This is a genomic window from Ciceribacter ferrooxidans (genome assembly GCF_004137355.1).
GTDB classification, from domain to species: domain Bacteria; phylum Pseudomonadota; class Alphaproteobacteria; order Rhizobiales; family Rhizobiaceae; genus Allorhizobium; species Allorhizobium ferrooxidans.
On the sequence record NZ_SDVB01000238.1, the window covers coordinates 367,910 to 383,648 of the forward strand.

Sequence of the window (15,739 nt, forward strand, 5' to 3'; positions counted from 1 at the left end):
GGAGCTGCGGGTGAGGGTGATCGGCACCTCCACAAAGGGCCACCCCACCCCGGCACTTGCGTGCCGACCCTCCCCCTCAAGGGGAGGGTTTCGTGTGTCTGCAACGCTCTCGGAAGGAGCTGAGATGACCGAAAATCCTGTCGGCGAGCCGCGCGTGATCGCAACCGATGCGGCGCTCGATCTTCTCGCCGAGATCCGGCGAGACCACCCCGACATCCTTTTCCACCAGTCCGGCGGATGCTGCGACGGCTCCTCGCCGATGTGCTATCCGGCGAGCGAATATCGGGTCGGCGAGACGGACGTGAAGCTCGGTGAGATCGGCGGCGTGCCGTTCTACATCAGCGGCAGCCAGTACGAGGTCTGGAAACACACCCAGCTCATCATCGACGTGGTGCCGGGCAGGGGCGGGATGTTTTCGCTCGACAACGGTCGGGAGCGGCGGTTCCTCACGCGGTCGCGGCTGTTCGGTTCCGGCGAGCCCGCGTGCGGCATTCCTGCCGCGCCCCGACCCTGAACATGAAAACGCCCGCGGGCACCGGGCGCCGCGGGCGGATGTTGTCGTCGCTGTTGCCGTTTCAGGCGGCCTGGCGTCTCGCCGTCGCGGCGGTTCGGTCGGTCGCGAAACGGTTCACCTGGCCGGTGAGGCCGTCCGCCTCGTGCGCGAGCGCAAAGGCGCTGGCCGTCGTCTCTTCCACCATCGCGGCGTTCTGCTGCGTCACCTGGTCGAGTGCATTGACCGACGAGTTGATCTCGGCGAGCCGCATCGACTGCTCGCGGGAGGCCGCGGCGATCGCGCCGATCTGGTCGTTGATCGCGGCGATGTTCGTCTCGATCTGCTGCAGGCTCTCGCCGGTTTTCAGCACCAAAGCAACACCGCCTTCGACGTCCGCCGTCGACGTGTTGATGAGCTGACTGATGTCGCGGGCAGCCCCGGACGACCTCTGGGCTAGTTCGCGGACTTCCTGGGCGACGACGGCAAATCCCTTGCCGGCCTCGCCCGCGCGGGCCGCTTCGACGCCGGCGTTCAGCGCCAGAAGGTTCGTCTGGAAAGCGATCTGGTCGATGACGTCGATGATCTGGCGGATCTTCGAAGACGAGCTTTCGATGCGCTCCATGGCGGTGATCGCCTCGCCGACGACCGACGACGACGTCTTCGCACCGGCAAGGCTCTCGGCCGCGACCTGCACCGCCGTCTCGCAGCGCTTCAGGGCGTCGTTGACGGAGCCGGTCATGTCGCCGAGCGCCGCGGCCGCTTCCTCGAGCGACGCCGCCTGCCGTTCGGTGCGATGTGCGAGATCCTCCGACGCGGCCTTGAGGTCGGCGGAGCCACCGCGGATCGTGTCGGCGCTTTCGCTGATCGCGCGGATCGCCTGTTCGAGATGTTCCAGCGACTGGTTGAAGTCGAGGCGGAGGTGATCGAGCGAGGACACGAAGGGCGTGTCGATCCGCACGTTCAGCTTGCCGCCGGCGAGTTCCTGCAGTCCGCCCGCAAGGGCGGACACCGCGTATTCGAGTTCCTGTGCGCTGCGGGCCTTCTCCGCCTCGCGCTGGTGGCGCTCCCGCTCGATTTCCTCGTTCCGCTCTTCGGCCTCCGTTTCCATCCGGTCCTTTTCAAGGGCGCTGATGCGGAAAGCCTCGAGTGCGCGGGCCATCACGCCGATCTCGTCCGGTCTGCCGGCGGCGCGGATGTCGATGTCCTTGTCGCCCTTGTTCAGGCGGTTCATCAGCCCGGCGAGGTCGGTCAGCGGACGCGTCAGGTAGGCGGAGACGAGCAGGCCGAGCCCGCCCATGATGATGAGTACGGCGAGCGTTGCGATCAGTGCCCATTTGGCGAGATCGTTAGCCGAAGCCAGCACCTTGGCTTCGTTCTGGCCGATCACCAGCAAATGCTGTTCGCCGAACAGGGGAACGGGAAGGTAGGAATAGAAGACCGGGGTCTCGCCGGTACGGGCCACGACGGTGCCGGGTTCGGTCGATTTCAAGGCAGCGATCAGCTCGGGCGCGACCTCGCCGCTGCCGGTGATCGTGCCGCTGCGCACGCTTCCGTCGGCGCCGAGCAGGAAGGCGTCGTCGATCGTTGTGCCGAGGCCCTCGGGCGTCAGGGCGGCGGCCAGCTTAGACGCGCCGACACGGATGAAGATGGTACCGCGCTTTTCGACCTTGCCCCAGACCGAGATCGAGAGCGGCTTGGCGATGAAGGCGGACGTGCTGGCGTCTTCCGCATCGAACGACACGAAGCCCAGTTCATGGCTCTCGTCCAGCGCACCGGCCTCCGAGGCTTGGTAGAGCGGCTCGATTGGCTTGTTGCGGTCGTCGTCCATGGTCGTCAGGAATTCGGCGCCCTTGGTCACGGTATAGATGATCTGGCCATTGACGGTGGCGATGTAGATATCGCTGATATTGGCGTTCTTGCGCGCAGCCATCAAGGTCCCATGGATCGTCGCATGGCGCACGCCGTAGAGCAGCTTGGTGGCGGAACCGTCGAAGGCTGCGCGCTCCTCGGCCGACTTGGTCGCGTCGCCAAAGGTCTTGCGGACATCTGCATCCTCGCCCCAGATCGCCGTCCCCATGTTCTCGATGGCCTCGCCGATCGAACTGTTGTGTGCGAGTTCGTCCAGCGCCTGGCCTATGCGGTCCTGATAGGCATTGAGCGCCTTGGCCTGATTGGCGGCCACCGACTCCAGCCTGAGTTTGCTGGCCTCGATCAGGCCCACCTTGCCGATCTGGTAGCTCAGCAGGCCGACCGTCATGCAAGAGACAAGGGTGGCTCCGACGACGAGACCGGCGAACTTCGCCTTGACGGACGACAGGGGACGGATCCTGTCCGTCTGAATACTGTTTCGCGACATCAAGTGTGCTCCTCCCGCGACGATGTTGCGCGGAAGTGTCGCGGAAATTGCTTACGGCAATCTTAAGTAAACACTGTCGAATGTCCGGATGCGCGACGATCCGGGCATCCGTCATTGTTCGCGAGAAGGGAGGCGAGCCTCAGTCGAAGAGGCTCGAAACCGACGCTTCCGCACTCGTGCGGTTGATCGCCTCGCCGAGCAGGTTCGCTGTCGTCAGCACGCGGATGTTGTGGGCGGACTGGACGGCGGTCGTCGGCTGGATGGAGTCGGTGATCACCAGTTCGCGCAGCTTGGAGGAGGCGACGCGGGTCACGGCACCGCCCGAGAGCACGCCGTGGGTGATGTAGGCGGTCACGCTGGTCGCGCCGTTCTTGAGCAGGGCCTCGGCGGCGTTGCAGAGCGTGCCGCCCGAGTCGACGATGTCGTCGATCAGGATGCAGTCCTTGCCGGTCACGTCGCCGATGACGTTCATGACTTCGGATTCACCCGGACGATCGCGGCGCTTGTCGACGATCGCGAGCAGACAGTCGAGACGCTTGGCGAGTGAGCGCGCGCGCACGACGCCGCCGACGTCGGGGGAGACGACCATCACGTTCTTGAGGTCGTAGTGCTCCTTTACGTCGCGGGCGAGGATCGGCACTGCGTAGAGATTGTCGGTCGGGATATCGAAGAAGCCCTGGATCTGGCCTGCATGCAGGTCGAGGGTCAGCACGCGGTCGGCGCCGGCTTCGGTGATGAGGTTGGCGACCAGTTTCGCCGAGATCGGGGTGCGGGGCCCCGGTTTGCGGTCCTGGCGGGCATAGCCGAAATAGGGAAGCACGGCGGTGATGCGGCGGGCGGAGGAACGACGGAACGCATCGATCATGATGAGCAGTTCCATCAGGTGGTCATTGGCAGGAAAGGACGTCGACTGGACGACGAAAACATCCTCACCACGTACGTTTTCCTGGATCTCTACGAAAATTTCCTGGTCCGCGAACCGCCGAACGGTGGCTTTCCCAAGAGGAACATTGAGATAATTGCAGATCGCCTCGGCCAATTGCCGGTTCGAATTCCCCGCGAAAACCTTCATTTTGGCCCGCCTGTTGTCATGCTGAATGGGCGCTTTTTAGCGTCCTTGAACCTGAATGCAAGAGGCCTTGCGGTCGCGGCCACGAAATTCGTGAAAAGTTTGTGACCAGTGGTCATCCGCCGTGTCCGGCCAGCCAGCCCGTATACTCGTTCATGGTCTTGGTCGCGATCTGCTGCATCAGCGAGGCGGGAACGCCGGCCCAGGCCTCGGCCGCGGAGGATGGGACGACCTCCTGGCCCTGGATGCGGTGCAAGCGGCTGCCGCTCTGGTTGAGGATATCCCAGACATAGACAATCGTGACCTGTCCGCCTTCGGAGAAGGCCGAGAAATAGCCCTTGAGGATGTGGTCGGCCGCCGGGTCGTTCGAGCCCTTGATCACCAGCCCGCGGGCGCGGGCCTCGGCCCCGAGCTGACGTGAAAGCGGCGTCACGGCCTGGATCGGTGCGCCGATGATCGGCAGGAAGCGGATCGTGCCCTTTGCGGGGGCGAGGGCGGCCGTCTGTGTCGGCGGCGGTGCAGTCTGGGTCGGTGGTGAGGATTGTGCCGCCGGCAGCTGCTCGGTCGTCACGCCTCCCGCCGGTGGGGGAGGCTGCATCGGTCCGTTGCCGGCGGCGAGCGCTTGCGCCTGGGCTTCTAGCGTATTCTGCGGCGGCGTCGTATAGCCCTGACCGGCGAGCGGCTGCTGCCCTGGCGGAACACCGGCCATCTGGTCGGTGTCGGATTGGGTGACGGGGGAACTGGCCACCTGCATTCCGCTGCCGACATCGGCTTGCGGAGTCAGGGCATCAGTGGTGTTGCAGCCGGAGAGGGCAAGCGCCAGGATCAGCACGGTCGATGCTACTGCGATCCACTTCATCCGGCCATTTGCCCTTCCTGTTCGGTCAAGCCTTCGTCCGCATTGTTATCGGGTCCGGGGAGGGGCCTGTCAATTCCCCAGGATTTCACGAGGCCGCTCAGCGGACGAGGAGTTCCAGCGGATGCCTCGACAGCGCCCGCGGTGCGTCGTCCGTCGTCAGGTAGGTGTGGCCGAGGGTCATCGCTGTTTCGCGCTCCGAATCCATGACGATCATGTGCACGAAGAGCGACATGTCGGGCAGGATCTCCTGCGGATTGCCGGCATGGAACATCTGGTGCTCCATCCAGGACGGAGAGAAGCGCGCCCCGAGGGAATAGCCGCAGGCATTCAGCCTGTGCCGGGTGAGACCCCGTTCGTCCATGATGCGGGCATGGGTGTCGAAGACGTCGCCGAAGGTGTTTCCCGGACGAAGGACCGCCTCGATCTCGCGGATCGCAGCTTCGCAGGCCGTATAGAGCTCGCGATGGCGTGCGGTGACTTCGCCGATGACGATCGTCCGCATCATCGCCGCGTGGTAGTGCGCGTCGACGCCCGCCCATTCGAGCGTCAGCTGGTCCTTTGCGGAAAGCGTGCGGCGGCCGGACTTGTAGCGGCAGAGAAGCGCGTCGGCACCGGAGCCGATGATGAATTCGTTGGCCGGATAATCGCCGCCGCCGGCAAGAATGGTGCCCTGCATCGCCGCGAGGATTTCCGCCTCGCTGCCGCCCGCTCCGACGAGTGGCAGTGCGGCGTCGAGCGCATCGTCGGCCAGCGCCGCCGCACGCTCGATATGGCCGATCTCGGCCGGGCTCTTCACCAGCCGGAGATTGCTGACGAGGTAGGAGGTATCGACGATCTGGCCGAAGGTCGTCAGCTGGTTGTCGAGGAGACGCGCGACACGGCCGGTCATGCCGTGGGTGTCGTATTCCACGCCGATGCGGCATCCGAGGAGGTCCATGTCGCTCAGCAGGTTGCGCAGGTCGACGGCCGGATCGGCATTCACGCGGTCCACCCAGACGACGATGTTCTCGATCGTCGAGGTGTGGCGCGCCTGGCGCAGGTCGGCCGAGCGGGTGAGCAGCGTCATCGAGCCGTCCGCCTTCACCACGAGCGACTGGAAGAAGCAGTAGCCGAAGGTGTCGTAGCCCGTCAGCCAGTACATGCTCTCCTGGGCGAAGAGCAGCAGGGCATCGAGCTTCTCCTCCGCCATGCGGGCCGTCAGGCGGTCGAGCCGGGCAGCGTATTCGCTCGCGTCGAAGTGCAGCGCCATGTCAGTCCTCCATGATTGCAATTGCGGAAATCTGGCGACCGTAATCCGGTTCTCCGGCATGGGTGGTCCGGCGATAGGAAAAGAAGGAACCGGGATCGGCATAGGTGCAGAGGCCGAGGCTTTCGGCCCTGAGGCCGGCATCCGTGAGCCGCTTCAGGGTGAGGCCCTGCAGGTCGAACATCGCATGTCCCTCCCTGTCCGAAGGGGAGAAGAAGGCTTCGTAGGCCGGGTCCTGTTCGAGAAAGCGGGCGATGAACTCGGGGCCGACCTCGTAGTTCTGCGCGCTGATCGAGGGGCCGAGGCAGGCGACGATGCTTTCGCGGGCGGCGCCGAGCTGTTCCATGGCGGCGATCGTGTTTTCCAGCACGCCGGTGAGTGCACCCTTCCAGCCGGCATGGGCCGCACCGATGACGCCGTTTTCCGGGTCGGCGAAGAGGATCGGCCCGCAATCGGCGGTAAGGACGCCGAGGATCACGCCCGGCGTAGCGGTCGCCAAGGCATCGGCCTGTGGCCGCGAGCCGTCATAATGCGCGTCGACCACCATCACGTCCGGCGAATGGACCTGATGGACGGTTGCGAGCCGCTCGGGCGGCAGGCCGAACCAGCGGCTGACACGGCTGCGGTTCTCGCGCACGCGCTCGGGCGCGTCGTGGGAGCCGAGCCCGACGTTCAGGCCCTGATAGAGGCCTTCCGAGACGCCCCCCCTGCGGGTGAAGAAGCCGTGGCGAAAGCGATCCTTCCCGTTCTTCGACAGGAGCGCACTTTCGATAGGCTCTGGAGACGCTTGATTCTGCATGGCTTTCCGGTGTCCGCGTTTGGTGAGAGTGATGTTCGTCCACCTGCCGGGTCTTGTGAAAGAGACGGCGCCTTCTGGCCCTGCCGGATTTGGCGGGATGGTGACCCAAGCCCGCCGCCTCTGTCAATCCGCAGGCTTGAAGGGGGGAAGCGGCACGGCGGGGCTCGAAAGCGCGAGAACCTTGAAGAGCTCGCCCATTCGCCCTTCACCGGCACCGGCCAGCCGCTCGACCGCCTGCACGATCTCCGTCTGGGTCTTGGCGTCCTTGCCCCGGCCGAGCGCGGATGCGCGTTCCTCGATGCCGAGGCCGACGAGAAAATCGCCCTGGTGCATGCAGCCGTTGACGTGCACGCCAGCGGCGCTTGCGGTCATCGCAAGCTGCTCGAAGTCGACGTGGCTCGTCAGGTCGGCCATGCCGGGATGGGCGAGCGCCGGATCGAATTCATGGGCGAGAACCGCTTGCAGGGTGTCGCCATAGGCCGTGGCCATATGGCCGTAGTCGATGATGAGCGCAGTTCCGCCGGAGGCGCGCAGCCTCCCGCACATCGTTTCCAGCACCGCCTGGCGGGCGGGTGCGATTTCGAAGATGGTGCCGTCCGGCGGCAGGTTGCCGGCCGTCGGCAAGAGAGCGGGGTCTATGCCCGAGACGCCGACGGCGAAGGTCAGCTTGTCGTCGGCGTCGAGACCGACCATGCGCTCGCGAAAGCCCGTCGGCGTCTTCACGAACTGGCGGATCGGGATCGCGTCGAAGAGTTCGTTCGCCGCGACGAGGACAAAGCCTGCGGGCACTTCGTCGAAGCTTTCATGCCACGTGATCTTGTCTTCGTAACCGGCGAGCGTCTTCCGCTGCACCTCGCGAAGGCGTCCGCTGGTTTCGACCAGATGGACGGTCGCCGCCTCGTAGAGCGCAGGGGCGATCCGGGCGATCACCCGCAGCATGTCCGACATCATCGTGCCGCGCCCGGGCCCGACCTCGACGAACCGCACAGGCTGCGGCTCGCCATGGCGGCGCCACGCGATTACCATGAAGACGCCGAGCATCTCGCCGAAGAGCTGGCTGACTTCGGGCGCGGTCACGAAATCGCCGTCGCTGCCGAACGGATTGCGCGTCTTGTAGTAGCCGTATTCCGGGTCTGCGAGGCAGATCGCGAAATAGTCGGTGACGCTGAGCGGCCCGTTGGCGCGGATGAGCGCCTTGATCTTGGTGGCAAGCGGTGTGGTCACGGTCGTCGCCTCTCGTTTTTCAACGGCCGCTCGCCCGGCGCGCGCGAAGGATTGCCCAGAGCCCCGCCGCCAGCATGGGCAGGGACAGCACCATGCCCATGGTGAGCCAGTTGCCGGCAAGATAGCCGAGCTGCACGTCGGGCTCACGGAAGAACTCGACCGTGATGCGGGCAAGCGCATAGAGTGCGACGAAGGCGCCGGTCACCGTTCCCGGCCTGCGCAGCGCCTTGAAGACGCGCGCGAGGATTTGCAGGACGATGAACATCAGGAGCCCTTCGAGGGCGGCCTCGTAAAGCTGGCTCGGATGACGCGGCATCGGGCCGCCGGTCGGGAAGACCATGGCCCAGGGCACGTCGGTAATGCGGCCCCAAAGCTCGCCGTTGATGAAATTCGCAAGCCGCCCGAAGAGGATGCCGATCGGCGCGACGCTCGCGACGATGTCGAAGAGGCTCCAGAGCGGGATCGCATGGCGGCGGGAAAACAGGATCATTGCGATGGTGGCGCCGAGAAAGCCGCCGTGGAACGACATGCCGCCGTTCCAGATCTGGACGGCGCGGATGGGCTCGGCGAGCACCGCATCGAGATCGTAGAAAAGGATGTAGCCGATGCGGCCGCCGAGCACGATGCCGAGCGCGACCCAGACGAGGAAGTCGTCGAGGTGTGCGGGCGAGCAGGGGGGCGTGTCCTTCGGCCAGAGCGCCGTGTTGGCCAGCATGCGGCGGGCGATGAACCAGCCGAGCATGATGCCGGCGACGTAGGCGAGGCCATACCAGCGGATCGCGATCGGCCCCACGGCGATGGCCACGGGATCGATTGCCGGAAAGCTGAGGATGGAAAGCAGGGCGGCGGCTGACTGCACGGTTGCACCTTCGTTATTGTCGGCGGAAAATGGCGTTCCGAAATGGGGCGGTCAAGATGGATTCTGGACGGCCGGCAAGCTGCCCGGCCCTCCCGGCAAGATTATGGCTTGCATCGCTCCCGGCAAATGCCTACCTCAAACCCCATGAATGAAGGCGCCGGCGGACGGCGTCGACCGCGAAAGAGGAGCCGATCCCGATGTCCACTGGACCGAACCGCATTCTGGACGAATTCGCCAAGCTGATGACCGATGCGGCCGGCGCCGCCCAGGGCGTTCGCAAGGAGATGGAGACCGCCTTCCACGCACAGGCCGAGCGCTGGCTGAACAACATGGACGTGGTGAAGCGCGAGGAATTCGAGGCCGTCCGCGAAATGGCGGTGAAGGCGCGCGAGGAAAACGACGCGCTGCTCGCCCGTATTGCCGCACTCGAAGCAAGGCTCGACGCCAAGGACAAGTGAGCCGTTCGGCTCCTTCACGACCGACGATCGACACCGCCGCCGAATCTCCGGAAGTCGCCGAACTTCCAGTGGGATTCGGCGGCGGTTGCGTTTGCGGCGGGGCGTTTTGGCGGGAGATGCGCCGACCGTCGGATTCGCCCCTCGTTGCAAGCGAAAATAATCGTTCTCGTTGTCCACATGTGGACAGCGGCCGAAAAGCCAATCGGCAGAGTCGCTTAAGCCTGCTTGCCGAGATTGTGCAACAGGGCCTGTCCACAGCCCCGTCGGCCGAAACGCATTTCTGGGCTGGTACTTCAACTTCGCCATTATACACTGATTTTAAATGATGATTCGAAACGGGCCATCACAAGTTTCGGGCAGGGTGCGTATGGTGTCCTGATGGCTGCGGGGGAATCATTCCCAGTGTTGCTTCCGGCAGAATGATGTCTGTTCGTTTGTGTGTGCCTCCACGCGAATTGTCGCCTTTCGCTCCGGTCAAGAAGGTGCTGCATGAGCCTTATGGAAATGGAATTTGAACGTCAGTCCAATCCGGTTGACATGATCGAGTTCGTTGCAGCCAACAACGACTGGTCGTTCGAGCGCTCCGGAGAAGACGAGATCGCCATGACGGTCGAGGGCCGCTGGGCGGACTACCACGTGTCGTTCTCGTGGATGGAAGAATTCGAGGCGCTCCATCTCGCCAGCGCCTTCGACATCCGCATTCCGGATTCCCGCGTCAACGAGGTCATCCGGCTCCTCTCCTACATCAACGGCCAGGTGCTGATGGGGCATTTCGACCTGTGGCGGCAGGAGGATGTGATCATCTTCCGCCAGTCGCTGCTGCTCGCCGGCGGCGCCGAGCCGACCAACCGTCAGGTCGAGGTCCTGCTTTCGAGCGCTGTCGAGGCCTGCGAGGCCTATTTCCAGGCCTTCCAGTTCGTCGTCTGGTCGGGGATGGATGCCAAGAGCGCGATGGACGCGGTTCTCTTCGAAACCGCCGGAGAGGCCTGATCCATGGCTGCGACCGGCAACATCGTCCTCGTCGGCGCTGGCAACATGGGTGGCGCCATGCTGGCGGGGTGGCTGAAGAGTGGCATTCCGGGTTCCGCGATCACGGTCATCGATCCCGGCCCGTCCGAAGCCATGCTGGCGCGGATCGGGGAAGCCGGCGCCACCTATACCAGCGAGGTGCCTCAGGGGCTTTCGGTCGGTATTCTCTTCCTGGCGGTCAAGCCGCAGGTCATGGCCGCGGTGCTGCCGCCGCTGAAGCCGCTGGTCGGTCCCGAGACTGTCGTTGTCTCGGTCGCCGCCGGCAAGACGCTCTCGTTCATGGAAAGCCATCTCGGCGCCGCGCCGATGGTGCGCGCCATGCCGAACACGCCGGCCATGGTCGGCCGCGGCATAACGGGCGCCTTCGCCAACGCCGGGGTCTCCGAGGCGCAACGGCAGGTCGTCGACGGATTGCTCAAGGTTTCCGGCCCGGTCGAATGGGTATCCTCCGAAGCCGACATCAATGCCGTCACCGCGCTCTCGGGCAGCGGCCCGGCCTACGTCTTCTATCTCGTGGAATGCATGGCTGAGGCAGGCCGCAAAGCGGGCCTGCCGGCGGACCTCGCCATGCGCCTTGCACGGGAGACTGTCTCGGGGGCTGGTGAACTGCTTCACCAGTCCCCAGACGACGCCCAGCGTCTGAGGCAGAACGTTACCTCTCCGGGCGGCACGACGGCCGCCGCACTTTCGGTCCTCATGGCGGACGACGGCATGCAGCCGCTCTTCGACCGGGCGGTCGAGGCTGCCCGCAAGCGCGCCGAGGAGCTCGCCGAATGAGCGAGGCAGAGGGAACCGGCGAACTGATCAGCTACGGCGATTTCGAGAAGGTCGACATCCGCGTCGGCACGATCATCGAGGTCGAGCCGTTTCCCGAAGCCCGCAAGCCGGCCTGGAAGCTCAAGATCGATTTCGGCCCCGGGATCGGCGTGAAGAAATCCTCCGCCCAGATCACCGTCCACTATGGCGCCGCCGAGCTCGTCGGCCGTCAGGTCCTCGGTGTTGTCAATTTCCCGCCGCGCCAGATCGGCCCCTTCCGCTCGGAAGTGCTGACGCTCGGCTTCGAGGACGAGACCGGCGCCATCGTGCTCGCCGCCGTCGAGCGGTCCGTGCCGAACGGCGGCAAGCTGATGTGAGGCCGTCCGGCCTCAGTGGATGTCGCGGCTCAGCGGATCGGTGAGGATGAAGCGGTGGAAGGAGACGTCGAAGCCGGCCCTCTGCGGCGAGCAGGCGGTTACGCCGACCTCGAGCGACGTCAGGTCCGGCGGAAAATAGCCCAGGCGTGCCATTTTCCAGATGTCGGTTTCCGAAATCCGGTACTGGACAAAAAGCGCATCCGCGAGACGGGTGACGCGGGCTTCCACCGCACCATGTCCGTCGGGCAAAGCGAAGGCCGACCAGTCCGAACGGCCGGCAACGGTCACGACCGTGCTGAAATGGCGGCAGCCGTCGGTGAACTCGACGCCGCATTTCATCCAGTTCTCCGCGTCGTGGCGCAGCATCAGGCCTGCCTGATCGTATAGCGCCTCGTAGCGGCCGCTGAAGGCGGTTTCCACGGTGAATTCCCCGTCGCGGCGGCAGTGGAGGAAATGGCCGTTGTCATGGTGGAAGCCATAATAGGTCCGCTGCCAGAAATCGGTCCGGTCGCCCGTCGCAAGCCGCAGTTCGCCGGTCGTGACCTCCAGCCGAGGAGGCGGATTAAACCAGCTCATGCCGTTCCAGTCGCCGGTCGTCATGCGTCTGTCCTCACCTTCTGATTACGCCGGAATGCGAACCGTCGCCCGAAGGCCGCCGAGCGGGCTGTCGCCGAGGGTGATGTTGCCGCCGTGGCTGCGGGCGATATCGAGGGCGATCGCAAGGCCGAGTCCCGTTCCCGACGAGTCGAGATTGCGGGCGCTGTCCAGGCGGAAAAAGGGTTTGAACACCTCCTCCCGCATCTCCGGAGCGATCCCCGGTCCGTCGTCGTCGAAGGTGATCGTCAGCCATTTGGCGCTGTGCTTCGCCTCGATGTCGAGGCGGTTTGCATAGCGGCTGGCGTTCGAGACGAGATTGCCGACGAGGCGGGTAAAGGCATTCGGACGCACGGTGACGTCGTCCTCGCCCTCGATCGTATAGGAAAGTGCCTTGCCTTCGCGGGCGAAGTCGTTGCGCAGTTTTTCAAACAGCGTGCTGAGCTGCAGCGAGCCGACGTCTTCCTCGGCCTCGCCGCGTGCGAAGGCCATGTAGCCTTCGAGCATCGACTGCATGTCCTCGACGTCCTTGTTCATGCTTTCGAGCTCGGGATTGTCGCCGGCGAGCGCAAGCTGCAGCTTGAAGCGGGTGAGGATGGTGCGCAGGTCATGGCTGACGCCCGTCAGCATGGCGGTGCGCTGCTCCATCTGGCGTTCGATGCGTTCGCGCATCAGGATGAAGGCGAGACCGGCGCGGCGGACCTCGTCGGCGCCGCGCGGAACGAAGTTCTCCGCCTTCTGGCCCTTGCCGAAACTCTCGGCGGCGCGGGCGAGCGCCAGGATCGGCCGGATCTGTCCGCGCAGGAACAGGATCGAGATGACGATCAGCACCAGCGAGGTCCCGACCATCCAGACGAGAAAGATGTGGGTGTTCGAGGCATAGGCCTGGTTGCGCCGGGCGAAGATGCGGAGGGTGCGGTCCTCGAGCTTGATGCGGATCTCGACCAGACGGGAATCGCCCACCGTGTCGATCCAGAAGGGCCGGTGAACCTGATTTTCGATCTGGTCGCTGAGGATCTGGTCGAGGATGGAGAAGAAGGGTTTCGGGCGCGGCGCGGGGAGTTCGCCGCCGGGCTCCAGCGAGATGGTGAGGTTCATCTTCTCGCGGGCGATGCGCACGATGTTCTCAAGATCCTGCTCGTCCGGATAGAGCTCGATGAACTCGATGATCGAGGCGATGTCGCGCGTCACCGCAGCCGAAAGCCGGTCGGTCACCATCTGCCAGTGGCGTTCCATGAAGACGAAGGCGAGCACCGTCTGCAGGATCAGCATCGGCAGGATGATGATCAGCAGAGACCGCGCATAGAGCCCCGTCGGCAGCCGGTGCCGCAGCCAGCGCGAGAACGCCCGGTAGCCGCTGCCGCCGGAGCGCTCGTGATCTCGCCGGATGCTTTCGAACAGGGCCATGGTTTCCTTTACTGCCGTCGTGTCGTCCGGTGTTCGCCTAATCCATGCTGAGGCGGTAGCCGATCCCGCGCACGGTCTGCAGCCAGACCGGGTTGGCCGGATCATCCTCGATCTTGCGGCGCAGACGGTTGATCTGCACGTCGATCGTCCGCTCGCCGACCTCGGTATCGTTGCCGACGAGCTCGTGGCGAGGAATGGTGTCGCCGGCACGGCTGGCGAAGAGCACCATGATCTCCTGTTCGCGGTCGGTCAGGCGAATAAGCTCCGAGGCCTTTTTCAGCTCCCGCCGGGAGAGCGAGAAGGTGTAGGGGCCGAACATGACCTGCTCGATCTTCGGCGCGTCGGTGACGGTGTTTCGCCTCAGGATGTTGTTGATGCGCAGCACCAGTTCGCGTGGATCGAAGGGCTTGGCGAGATAGTCGTCGGCGCCCGCTTCGAGCCCGGCGATGCGCGATTCCGCCTCCGAACGCGCCGTCAGCAGGATCACCGGGATGTCCTTTTCGTCGGCGATGCTGCGCGTGAGCGAAAGCCCGGATTCACCCGGCATCATCACGTCGAGGACCAGAAGATCGAAATTCAGCCCCTCCAGCTTGCGCCGCGCCTCGCCGGCATCCGCCGCGACGGTGATGCGAAAGCCCTGTTCCGTCAGGTAGCGGTGGAGCAGGTCGCGGATGCGCGTATCGTCGTCGACCACGAGGAGGTGGGGCGCGTCGTCGGCGATGATCGTCGTCTTCTTTGCCATTCATTCATCTCCGGACGTCTGCGGCTCGCCGGCCGCCGGCGTTTGGGTCATGCCTTCAAGGAAGCGTTTCACCGTCTCCCTCATCTCGGGGGTGAACCCCTCGAGTGCCCTTGATATGCGCAGTGATTGCGGTTGGGAGAGGGCAAGGGCGAGTTCCCGGCCGGCAAGCGTCGGATAGAGCCGGCGCTGACGGCGGTCCGCCGGACCGGCGATCTGGCGGATATAGCCGGAATCGATGAGTTCCTTCAGCACGCGGGCGAGGCTCTGCTTGGTGATCTGCAGAATGCCGAGGAGATCGGCGACCGTCATCCCCGGGCGGCGGCTCACGAAGTAGACGACGCGGTGATGAGCGCGGCCGTAACCGATCTTGGCGAGGATCGCGTCCGGGTCCGAAACGAAATCGCGGTAGGCGAAGAACAGGCGCTCGATCGTGTCGAAATCGATCGTCGTGTCGTCGACGACCGGCATTTGCGGAAGTTCCTTCCTGGCAGTCTTGCCCGCAGACTGTCGCATCACTTTGTCGTTTCCTTTCGTTCGGCCCGTCCGGCATTCGTCGGCAGGCATCGGGTCGATGTGCCGATATCGCCGCCAAAACTAAGCGGAGATCACCGGAAACACCAATGGAAATAGCGCTATCGCACAGTTTCCGGGGGCTGGGAGAATGCGTTGCCTGACACAGGTGGCAGCCACTGTCGCCGATACAGGCAGGATTGCGCCGATCCGGCACGCCTTGATTTTCGTTTTCGGCCAGACATGTTATGCGCCATGCCGACAAACGACGAGACCGGAGCTTCGAGAGAACGTCATGGGACAGTTGCAGGCCGGAATCATCCCGGTCACACCCTTTCAGCAGAATTGCACCATCCTCTTCGATTCGCAGACGAAGGAAGGGGTCGTGATCGATCCCGGCGGCGATGTCGACGTTATCCGGCAGGCCATCGAGCGCAACGGCATCACGATCAGGGAAATCTGGCTGACGCATGGCCATATTGATCATGCCGGCGGCGCGGACGAACTCAGGGAGGTGCTCGGCGTCCCGGTCGTCGGTCCCCACGAGGACGATCTGCCCTTGCTCCAGAGCCTCGAGAAACAGGCGCTGATGTTCAACGTGCCGATGGCGGTGCGTAACGTGATCCCCGATCGCTGGCTGAAGGATGGCGACCAGGTTTCCTTCGGCGAGCACGTCTTTGAAGTTTACCACTGCCCGGGCCATGCGCCGGGGCATGTCATCTTTTTCAACCGGGCGCAGAACTTCGCCCATGTCGGCGACGTGCTCTTCAACGGCTCGATCGGCCGCACCGACCTGCCGGGCGGCGACCACCAGACGCTGCTGAATTCGATCAGGGACAAGGTCCTGCCGCTCGGAGACGATGTTGGCTTCATCTGCGGCCACGGACCGGGCGGCCGGATCGGCGAGGAACGCCGCACGAACCCCTATCTCCGGGGGCTCTGAGGCTTTCCGAAACGAACG

The 15,739-nt window shown here is 64.6% G+C and carries 17 protein-coding genes; 6 read left to right on the forward strand and 11 right to left on the reverse strand.

The window, feature by feature from the left end; genetic code table 11:
- Positions 1–124 precede the first annotated feature (124 nt).
- The gene (locus tag EUU22_RS12735) at positions 125–514 is read left to right on the forward strand and encodes a DUF779 domain-containing protein (RefSeq protein ID WP_129332357.1); all 390 of its coding nucleotides are present in this window, start codon (positions 125–127) and stop codon (positions 512–514) included.
- 61 nt (positions 515–575) lie between these two features.
- Here EUU22_RS12735 and EUU22_RS12740 read toward each other — a convergent pair whose 3' ends face one another.
- From EUU22_RS12740 to lgt, 7 genes are all read right to left on the reverse strand, one after another.
- On the reverse strand, positions 576–2,849 hold the full coding sequence (locus tag EUU22_RS12740) for a methyl-accepting chemotaxis protein (protein WP_129332358.1): 2,274 nt from the start codon (positions 2,847–2,849) through the stop codon (positions 576–578).
- 139 nt (positions 2,850–2,988) lie between these two features.
- Positions 2,989–3,921 carry a ribose-phosphate pyrophosphokinase gene (locus EUU22_RS12745; RefSeq protein WP_129332359.1) on the reverse strand — a complete coding sequence of 311 codons (933 nt, stop codon included), beginning with the start codon at positions 3,919–3,921 and terminating at the stop codon, positions 2,989–2,991.
- A 112-nt stretch (positions 3,922–4,033) separates the two neighbouring features.
- Entirely contained in the window at positions 4,034–4,777 is a 744-nt protein-coding gene (locus tag EUU22_RS12750; RefSeq protein ID WP_129332360.1) for a hypothetical protein, read from the reverse strand.
- A gap of 97 nt (positions 4,778–4,874) precedes the next feature.
- Complete coding sequence (locus EUU22_RS12755) at positions 4,875–6,026, reverse strand: M24 family metallopeptidase (protein WP_129332361.1); 1,152 nt, start codon at positions 6,024–6,026, stop codon at positions 4,875–4,877.
- A gap of 1 nt (position 6,027) precedes the next feature.
- The gene (pgeF, locus tag EUU22_RS12760) at positions 6,028–6,822 is read right to left on the reverse strand and encodes a peptidoglycan editing factor PgeF (RefSeq protein WP_129332362.1); all 795 of its coding nucleotides are present in this window, start codon (positions 6,820–6,822) and stop codon (positions 6,028–6,030) included.
- A 123-nt stretch (positions 6,823–6,945) separates the two neighbouring features.
- Positions 6,946–8,046 carry a class I SAM-dependent methyltransferase gene (locus EUU22_RS12765; RefSeq protein WP_129332363.1) on the reverse strand — a complete coding sequence of 367 codons (1,101 nt, stop codon included), beginning with the start codon at positions 8,044–8,046 and terminating at the stop codon, positions 6,946–6,948.
- A gap of 19 nt (positions 8,047–8,065) precedes the next feature.
- A complete protein-coding gene (lgt, locus tag EUU22_RS12770) occupies positions 8,066–8,905 on the reverse strand; it encodes a prolipoprotein diacylglyceryl transferase (RefSeq protein WP_129332364.1) in 840 nt (279 codons plus the stop codon).
- A gap of 197 nt (positions 8,906–9,102) precedes the next feature.
- On the opposite strand from lgt, the gene EUU22_RS12775 reads away from it, so the two are divergent.
- From EUU22_RS12775 to EUU22_RS12790, 4 genes are all read left to right on the forward strand, one after another.
- Entirely contained in the window at positions 9,103–9,363 is a 261-nt protein-coding gene (locus tag EUU22_RS12775; RefSeq protein WP_129332365.1) for an accessory factor UbiK family protein, read from the forward strand.
- A 489-nt stretch (positions 9,364–9,852) separates the two neighbouring features.
- Positions 9,853–10,353, forward strand: coding sequence for a type III secretion system chaperone family protein (locus tag EUU22_RS12780; protein ID WP_129332366.1), 501 nt, complete (start codon positions 9,853–9,855; stop codon positions 10,351–10,353).
- Positions 10,354–10,356: 3 nt separating this feature from the next.
- Positions 10,357–11,169, forward strand: a complete 813-nt coding sequence (gene proC, locus EUU22_RS12785) for a pyrroline-5-carboxylate reductase (protein WP_129332367.1) — start codon at positions 10,357–10,359, stop codon at positions 11,167–11,169.
- Entirely contained in the window at positions 11,166–11,525 is a 360-nt protein-coding gene (locus EUU22_RS12790; RefSeq protein WP_129332368.1) for a tRNA-binding protein, read from the forward strand. The genes proC and EUU22_RS12790 overlap by 4 nt, the downstream gene beginning before the upstream one ends.
- A gap of 12 nt (positions 11,526–11,537) precedes the next feature.
- On the opposite strand, the gene EUU22_RS12795 is transcribed toward EUU22_RS12790, so the two are convergent.
- From EUU22_RS12795 to EUU22_RS12810, 4 genes are read right to left on the reverse strand one after another with little or no spacing between them, the layout of a single operon-like run.
- Complete coding sequence (locus tag EUU22_RS12795) at positions 11,538–12,125, reverse strand: DUF1349 domain-containing protein (RefSeq protein ID WP_129332369.1); 588 nt, start codon at positions 12,123–12,125, stop codon at positions 11,538–11,540.
- Between the two features lie 21 nt (positions 12,126–12,146).
- On the reverse strand, positions 12,147–13,526 hold the full coding sequence (locus EUU22_RS12800; protein WP_129332370.1) for an ATP-binding protein: 1,380 nt from the start codon (positions 13,524–13,526) through the stop codon (positions 12,147–12,149).
- Positions 13,527–13,563: 37 nt separating this feature from the next.
- On the reverse strand, positions 13,564–14,268 hold the full coding sequence (locus tag EUU22_RS12805) for a response regulator (protein ID WP_129332371.1): 705 nt from the start codon (positions 14,266–14,268) through the stop codon (positions 13,564–13,566).
- Complete coding sequence (locus tag EUU22_RS12810) at positions 14,269–14,781, reverse strand: MarR family winged helix-turn-helix transcriptional regulator (RefSeq protein WP_129332372.1); 513 nt, start codon at positions 14,779–14,781, stop codon at positions 14,269–14,271.
- Between the two features lie 292 nt (positions 14,782–15,073).
- Here EUU22_RS12810 and EUU22_RS12815 point away from each other — a divergent pair, with 292 nt between their 5' ends.
- Positions 15,074–15,721: an MBL fold metallo-hydrolase gene (locus EUU22_RS12815; protein ID WP_129332373.1), complete on the forward strand. Its 648-nt coding sequence runs from the start codon at positions 15,074–15,076 to the stop codon at positions 15,719–15,721.
- Positions 15,722–15,739: the final 18 nt, after the last annotated feature.